General features: G+C 64.9%; 7 protein-coding genes and 1 pseudogene. 7 read left to right on the top strand and 1 reads right to left on the bottom strand.

Annotated features, from left to right (window positions below):
* Positions 1-175: 175 nt before the first annotated feature.
* The gene (gene fbaA, locus FNL14_RS18570) at positions 176-1,195 is read left to right on the top strand and encodes a class II fructose-bisphosphate aldolase (RefSeq protein ID WP_142063048.1); all 1,020 of its coding nucleotides are present in this window, start codon (positions 176-178) and stop codon (positions 1,193-1,195) included.
* A gap of 2 nt (positions 1,196-1,197) precedes the next feature.
* Complete coding sequence (locus FNL14_RS18565; protein WP_142063046.1) at positions 1,198-1,620, top strand: DUF3151 domain-containing protein; 423 nt, start codon at positions 1,198-1,200, stop codon at positions 1,618-1,620.
* A 202-nt stretch (positions 1,621-1,822) separates the two neighbouring features.
* Here the strand turns inward: FNL14_RS18565 and FNL14_RS18560 are convergent, their stop codons facing one another.
* Entirely contained in the window at positions 1,823-2,452 is a 630-nt protein-coding gene (locus FNL14_RS18560) for a uracil-DNA glycosylase (protein WP_091421078.1), read from the bottom strand.
* Between the two features lie 341 nt (positions 2,453-2,793).
* Here FNL14_RS18560 and FNL14_RS18555 point away from each other — a divergent pair, with 341 nt between their 5' ends.
* The 5 genes and pseudogenes from FNL14_RS18555 to FNL14_RS18535 form a co-directional block, all read left to right on the top strand.
* Positions 2,794-3,855, top strand: coding sequence for a M14 family zinc carboxypeptidase (locus FNL14_RS18555; protein WP_142063043.1), 1,062 nt, complete (start codon positions 2,794-2,796; stop codon positions 3,853-3,855).
* A gap of 252 nt (positions 3,856-4,107) precedes the next feature.
* Positions 4,108-5,397: an adenylosuccinate synthase gene (locus tag FNL14_RS18550; RefSeq protein WP_142063040.1), complete on the top strand. Its 1,290-nt coding sequence runs from the start codon at positions 4,108-4,110 to the stop codon at positions 5,395-5,397.
* 305 nt (positions 5,398-5,702) lie between these two features.
* Positions 5,703-6,056: a YegP family protein gene (locus tag FNL14_RS18545; protein ID WP_091421086.1), complete on the top strand. Its 354-nt coding sequence runs from the start codon at positions 5,703-5,705 to the stop codon at positions 6,054-6,056.
* Between the two features lie 282 nt (positions 6,057-6,338).
* The gene (locus tag FNL14_RS18540) at positions 6,339-6,890 is read left to right on the top strand and encodes an RNA polymerase sigma factor (RefSeq protein ID WP_091421089.1); all 552 of its coding nucleotides are present in this window, start codon (positions 6,339-6,341) and stop codon (positions 6,888-6,890) included.
* Positions 6,887-7,152: pseudogene (locus tag FNL14_RS18535) on the top strand (hypothetical protein); the annotation flags it as partial. The gene FNL14_RS18540 and the pseudogene FNL14_RS18535, both read left to right, overlap by 4 nt.

Genomic DNA, 7,152 nt, shown 5'->3' with positions numbered 1-7,152 from the left:
CGGCAATGGCGGGCCCCGCGATTGCCGTTAAGTGCCAACTCGGCTGGGGGCATGGGAGGTGGGGGGGCTGCGTAACCCACAGCACACCCGGGGCGGAAATGACTAGGATGGTGCTAGCCGTAAGCGGTACTCCAGGGTTACCAGCCCACAGACGAACCTCAGCATAGGAGTCAGCATGCCCATTGCAACCCCAGAGATCTACTCCGAGATGATCGACCGCGCAAAGGCGGGCGGCTTCGCATTCCCCGCCGTGAACGTGACCTCCTCGCAGACGTTGAACGCAGCCCTGCGCGGCTTCGCTGAAGCTGAGTCCGACGGCATCGTCCAGGTCTCCACCGGCGGTGCGGCTTACTGGTCCGGCGCCTCCACCAAGGACATGGTTGCCGGTTCGCTGGGCTTCGCGGCATTCGCCCGCGAGGTTGCCAAGAACTACAACGTCAACATCGCCCTGCACACCGACCACTGCCCCAAGGACAAGCTGGACGGCTTCGTCCTGCCGCTGCTGGCAGCATCCGAGGCTGAGGTCAAGGCCGGCCGCAACCCGCTCTTCAACTCCCACATGTGGGACGGTTCCGCAGAGACCCTGCAGGAGAACCTGCGCATTGCCCGCGAGCTGCTCGAGCGCACCGCTGCCGCCAAGATGATCCTCGAGGTCGAAATCGGCACCGTGGGCGGCGAAGAGGACGGTGTGGAGAACGAGATCAACGAAAAGCTTTACACCACGGTCGAAGATGCACTGGCCACCATTGAAGCGCTGGGCTCCGGCGAGAACGGCCGTTACATCACCGCGCTGACCTTCGGCAACGTCCACGGCGTGTACAAGCCCGGCGGCGTGAAGCTGCGCCCGGAGATCCTCAAGGACATCCAGGCACAGGTTGGCGCCAAGATCGGCAAGGACAGCCCGTTCGACCTCGTGTTCCACGGCGGCTCCGGCTCCTCGGACCAGGAAATCGCGGACGCTGTCTCCTACGGCACCATCAAGATGAACATCGACACCGACACCCAGTACGCCTACACGCGTCCGGTGGCGGACCACATGTTCCGCAACTACGACGGCGTCCTGAAGGTGGACGGCGAAGTGGGCAACAAGAAGACCTACGATCCCCGTGTCTGGGGCGCATCGGCTGAAGCCGGCCTGGCAGCCCGCGTGGTGGAGGCCACCAAGCAGCTCGGCTCGGCCGGAAAGACCTTCTAGGAATGTCCGACGAGTTCCGCCGGAACCTCATGGGTCCCGAGCCCACGCTCCTGCCTGCCGAGACCGAGGTCAACCAGCAGCTGGACGCCGGCCAGGAGCCCTTGGACCTCGTGGCCCAGCACCCAACGTCCTCACTGCTGTGGGCACTGCTCGCGGAAGAGGCCTGGGCCGAGGGGCGCACCATCGATTCCTATGCGTACTCCCGGGTGGGTTACCACCGCGGACTGGACTCGCTGCGCCGCAACGGCTGGCGCGGCGTGGGCCCCATCCCTTGGGAGCACGAGCCCAACCGAGGCTTCCTGCGGGCGCTGTATTCGCTGGGCCGCGCAGCATCGGCCATCGGTGAGGCCGAGGAGCCGGAGCGGATCGAGAAGTTCCTGAACGACTCCGATCCCACGGCGAAATCAGCCATCGAAGCCAAGTAGCAAGACTAACGCGGGGTCACTTTCCGCCCTCTCCGGCTACCGGATTGGGCGGGAAGTGACCCCGCGTTGGGTTAAAAGAACGACGACGGCCGGTCACCTTTTCGAAAAGGTGACCGGCCGTCGTCGTCAGCGGTGGTTGAGCTTGTCGAAACCTGATTTCGACAAGCTCAATCACCGGAAAACAGCAACCTCAACGGGCTGGTTAGGCCTTTTGCAGGCCCGTGCGGGCCATGGCGTCGGCGTAGGCCACGCGCATGGCTTCGAGGTATTCCTCCTGGCGGGCGGGTGAACCGGCGAAGGCGCGGCCGCTGAGGGAGCGCACCTTGTAGGTCTTCAGGCCGCGGCGCCAGAGCAGCGGGACTTCGGTCTTCAGCAGCAGGTTGGCCAGGCGGTTGGCCTCCGTGCCGTGAGCCACGATCACAGAAGCGCGGGGCACCACGGCCAGGAACTTCAGCAGTGGCTTCAGGCCGGCGGCTATCTGGTCCGGGGTGAACTTCCCGTTCGGCTCGCCAGGGATGTGCCACGGGTGGACGTTCCACGGCATCACGTACTCCGGGCGAAGGCCCAGCTTCCACTGGATGCCGAGCATCCGGGTGGCGGCGTCAGCGTCCCCGGAGGTGATGAAACCGGATTTGTCGGCCTCGCCAATGTTCGAGTAGAGGCTGATGATACGGCATTCCTCGACGTCGTGCATGGGGTCGACGTAGGGCACTGTTGTGCCGGGCTTTGCCTCCTGCAGGGAATCGCACAGCTCGTTGACGGCGGCAACATTGGGTTCGTAGCGGCGGCTCAGAAGCTGCTCATGGAAGGATTCGGGTGCCAGTGCGGTCATGTAGTGCTGGGTCTCCTGCGGGGATTGGTGTTGCTGCCACCGCGAAAAATGGGCGCACGGTGGCGCAACACATTCGAGGTGGTTGAAATGGGGTGGGCCGATTCCGGGTCGGCCTTTCCCAGTTTAGCAAGCCCCGGGAAACGAAACGCCGGTGCAGGGCCACGGGAAAAGTGATGCTCCGCGCGGTTTCGGCGTATGTTCCGGATCGTAATAACTGCATGTCGGAACCTGTTATATCCATTGACAGCTTTCGTCCAGCTTGGTTGGCTCTTGTCACAGGCCGCCATGGGGGACATGGCGGCCTGGACGCACCCAAATGCACTCGAAAGAGGTAACGCACCGTGAGAAAAACCCTGGCAACTTTCAGGACCCTGGCCGTTTCCGGAGCCCTGGCTCTGGCAGCAGTGACCGCGCCGGTACCGGCGATAGCCGTGGGCGAAGGCCCCAACTATGACGGCAACGGCCAGATCACCACCTCGAAGCTGGCCACCTACGACCAGATGGTGTCATTCCTCAAAGACCAGGACGCGCGCCAGGCGGCCATGGAACTGGAGGTCATCGGGCAGACGGTGAAGGGCCGCGACATCCACCTGGTCAAGTACATCTCGGATCCGGCCAAGCCCACCATCCTGTACCTGACACAGCAGCACGGCAACGAACAGCTAACCACCGAAGGCGCCCTTGAGTTCGTCAAGCACCTCGGCACCGCAAAGTCGGGGGACATCCTGGACGGTGTCAACATCCTCATCGTTCCCATGCTGAACGCAGACGGCGCCATGGGCGACGTGAACTTCTCCCTGGACGACTACCAGGCCAAGGGCGGCCGCAACATGACCCGCTACAACGCCGAAGAAGTGGACCTCAACCGCGACCACGTGGACAAGGTCCAGCCCGAAACCCAGGCGCTGCACAACAACGTGATGCGCAAGTACCGGATCGATTACATGATTGACCTCCACCACCAGGGCACCCGCAGCCAGCGCGACGGTGAGCTGGTATCCGGCTCCATCCTGTACCCCACCACGCCCAACGCCGATCCTGCTGTTGTGGAGAAGTCCAAGCAGCTGGGCGCAGTGGTGTTCCACAACGTCGACTCCACCGGCTGGGGCCACCTGGGCAAGTATGTGGGCGGCAGCGCAGAAACCATCAGCCGCAACGGCATCGCCGTCGAATACGGCATCGCCACCCTGCTGTTCGAGATGCGCGGCATGTCCGACCACTACCTTGACGGCTATGCCCTGGGCCTGCGCAGCAACGGGTACCTGATCAAGCAGACGGTCACCACGCTGACCGCAACGGCAGCCGCCATCGCTGACGGGTCAATTGCCGACGCCGACACCTCCTTCTGGGACAGCCTCGCCACCCAGACCTCCCGCCCCGCCGGGGAGGCCGAGGACGAGTAGCAGCCGCCGGCAGCCCGCCGCGTCCGCTCCCGGAGGCCTTTTACTCCGCAAGAAGGGCCGCGGCGGGCCAACGGGTGGACAAACCCGCCAATCGGCTAAACTTGGGTGGTAAGAGCCCCGGAACTCTTGCATCGCTGTGCCGCCCTGCGGCCGGCGAAGGGCGGTCGATTCGGGGCATTCTCATGAACGGCGCTGTACAGTCCCGCCACGTTGTGGCCGGACCGGCAGCCCGAACGAATGGGGGAGGATCCCATGCCAGCAATTGTGATCGTAGGAGCCCAGTGGGGCGACGAAGGAAAAGGCAAGGCGACCGACCTGCTGGGCGGCCGCGTTGACTACGTCGTCAAACCAAACGGCGGCAACAACGCCGGGCACACCGTCGTCGTAGGCGGTGAAAAATACGAACTCAAGCTGCTTCCGGCAGGCATCCTCAGCCCCAACGCCGTCCCCATCATCGGCAACGGCTGCGTAGTGAACCTCGAGGCACTCTTCCAGGAGATCGAAGGCCTCCAGGCACGCGGCGCCGACACCTCAAAGCTCCGTGTCTCCGCCAACGCCCACCTCGTGGCGCCGTACCACCAGGTGCTGGACAAGGTGACGGAGCGCTACCTCGGCAGCCGCGCCATCGGGACCACGGGCCGCGGTATCGGCCCCGCGTACATGGACAAGGTGGCCCGCCTGGGCATCCGCGTCCAGGACGTCTTCGACGAGTCGATCCTCCGCCAGAAGGTGGAAGGCTCGCTGCGGCAGAAGAACGAACTCCTGGTCAAGATCTACAACCGCCGCGGCGTGCTGGTCGAGGAGATTGTGGAGTATTTCCTCTCCTTCGCCGACCGGCTCCGCCCGCTGGTCATCGACAGCACCCTGGTCCTGAACACGGCCCTGGACGAGGGCAAGGTAGTGCTCATGGAGGGCGGCCAGGCCACGTTCCTGGACGTGGACCACGGCACCTACCCGTTCGTGACCTCCTCCAACCCCACCGCGGGCGGTGCGTCCGTGGGCTCGGGCATTGGCCCCACCCGCATTTCCCGCTCCATCGGCATCATCAAGGCATACACCACCCGCGTTGGTGCAGGACCGTTCCCCACTGAACTGTTCGACGAGATGGGTGTGTACCTGCAGAAGACCGGCGGCGAATTCGGCGTCAACACCGGCAGGCCGCGCCGCTGCGGCTGGTACGACGCCGTCCTGGCCCGCCACGCCTCCCGCGTCAACGGCTTCACGGACTACTTCGTCACCAAGCTGGACGTGCTCACCGGCATCGAGCAGATCCCCGTCTGCGTGGCGTACGACGTAGACGGCGTCCGCCACGATGAGATGCCCATGACGCAGACCGAGTTCCACCACGCAGTGCCCATCTTCGAGTACTTCGAGGGCTGGACCGAGGACATCACCGGGGCACGCACGCTGGCGGACCTTCCGGAGAATGCCCGCAATTATGTGCTGGCCCTCGAAAAGCTCTCCGGTACGCGGTTCTCCGCCATCGGCGTCGGCCCGGACCGGGACCAGACCATTGTGGTGAACGACCTCATCAACGACTGACGGGTGGGCCCACGCTACCGAGGGGCCCAAACGAGCTTGCGGGATCGGGGACGTAGCGGGGAGGGTCACCTTCAAAGGTGGCCCGCCGCGCCGCCTTGGGCCGGTAAATTACAGCAATTTACACAGGGTTAACGCCCTGGGTCTTGCGGGGTTGCGGGCCTACCGGAGAGACTCGTTGGTACACCCGGTGACCCGATCACCAATCGTTCGACCAGACCCGCGGGAATAAGGGGCAGTGATGCGCCCGGACCGGCCGGTGGCAATGGCGCCCCCGCATACGGACCCGCAGAACGGAAGGATTTGTTATGGCCGGTAAGTTCGAAGCGTTTGTTGACCACGATTCCTTTTTCAGATTCCGCCTCCTTGCACCGGACGGCACCATCATGGCCGTCTCGGGCCCCTTTGACACCAAAACTGCCCTCGCTGCCGGAATTGCCGCAGTCCGGGAATGCGCAGGCACCGGACTGGTGACCGATCTTTGCCCGGCCGGCACTGTGGCGCGCCAGGCGCCTGCTGCAGTTCCGGCGTCGGCTGCCGCCACCGCCCAGGAGGACTGCGACGACCGGCGCGTGCCCGCCTCCGGGCACACTTTCAGCTTGGCCAACGGTCCCCGCCGGCAGGGAAGCCGGCCCCGCTGGGTGACGGCTGCGGCCCGCTGAAGGCTCCGCAAAAAATTCCTAAAGTTTTTGCCCCAGGGCGTAACCCTTGGCGCGCCCGGAGCGATTACCCCTATGTAGCGCCGGCCTGGAACTTGTCCCCCATCACGTTCCAGGCCGGCTCTTTCAATGTCCGGGGCGGGGGCGTGACCGTTGCAACATCAACGCGTGGCGCACCCGGGCAGTGGTTACCGAAGGGTAAAGTGATGCGGGGAAAAGGCATTCCGTGAAGCGGATTCAGCCTCACCCCCCAGTGGCCCTTCTTTGACCGAAAGCACTACGTCCGTGATTGATGCGCTGACAGACCAGGACCTGGGTGAGCACTCCGCCGGGCCGGCCGTCTTCAGCGTCGTCTACCGGACGTATGCGTCACAGGTCCTGGGCTATCTCACCGCCCGGGGAGTCGAGGATCCGGAGGCGGCCATGCAGGAAGTGTTCCTCTCCGTCCTGCCGCGGCTTGGCACCATTCACGGCGGCACGGCCGGGCTGCGCACGTTGATCTTTTCGGTGGCCCACGCCCGGATGGTGGACGACCACCGGCGCCAAAGCCGCACGCCCGCCAAGTTGCCTTTCGAGCCCGAGCTGGACCGGCGGGAAGACTCTTCCGCCGAATCCGAGGCCCTCGAACGAATCTCCCCGCGGGAAGTCCTGGACCTGCTGGACGGGTTGCCTCAGGACCAGCGCGAGGTCCTGTCCCTGCGCCTCGTGGCCGGGCTCACCGTGGAGCAGTCAGCCGATGCCATGGGCAAAAGCCCGGGTGCCGTGAAGCAGCTGCAGCGGCGGGCGCTGGGCAAGCTCCGGGAACTTTCGGCAGTGAAGGAGTACCTGAGGCCATGACACCGCAAGCCAACGTGTTGCCGGAAACCGTGGAGGAGATGCTCCTCGATGCCGGATTCGGGCAGGATGACACGCTTCGCTCCGCCCTCCTCTCGCTGGGATCCCTGGCGTCGCTCCCCGCACCAGTCCCGTCCGGCGAACTTGCCGTACTGCTGGCCGGAGACAACGAAGGGCCGGTGGGGGACGAGTTGGGGCGGCGCCGCTGGCTTCGCGCGCACCGGCCCACGGTGGTGGGGCTTGCCCTGATAGCGGGGATGGGGAT

This window comes from Pseudarthrobacter sp. B4EP4b, from assembly GCF_006680095.1.
GTDB lineage: Bacteria > Actinomycetota > Actinomycetes > Actinomycetales > Micrococcaceae > Arthrobacter.
The sequence above is the reverse complement of the archived record's forward strand: the minus strand, read 5'-3'. Positions and strand labels throughout refer to the sequence as shown.

Excerpts from the sequence above, each read along its gene's own strand:
- FNL14_RS18565 (WP_142063046.1), top strand. The coding sequence starts at position 1,198 with ATGTCCGACGAGTTCCGCCGGAACCTCATGGGTCCCGAGCCCACGCTC.
- FNL14_RS18550 (WP_142063040.1), top strand. The coding sequence starts at position 4,108 with ATGCCAGCAATTGTGATCGTAGGAGCCCAGTGGGGCGACGAAGGAAAA.
- FNL14_RS18545 (WP_091421086.1), top strand. The coding sequence starts at position 5,703 with ATGGCCGGTAAGTTCGAAGCGTTTGTTGACCACGATTCCTTTTTCAGA.
- FNL14_RS18560 (WP_091421078.1), bottom strand. The coding sequence starts at position 2,452 with ATGACCGCACTGGCACCCGAATCCTTCCATGAGCAGCTTCTGAGCCGC.
- fbaA (WP_142063048.1), top strand. The coding sequence starts at position 176 with ATGCCCATTGCAACCCCAGAGATCTACTCCGAGATGATCGACCGCGCA.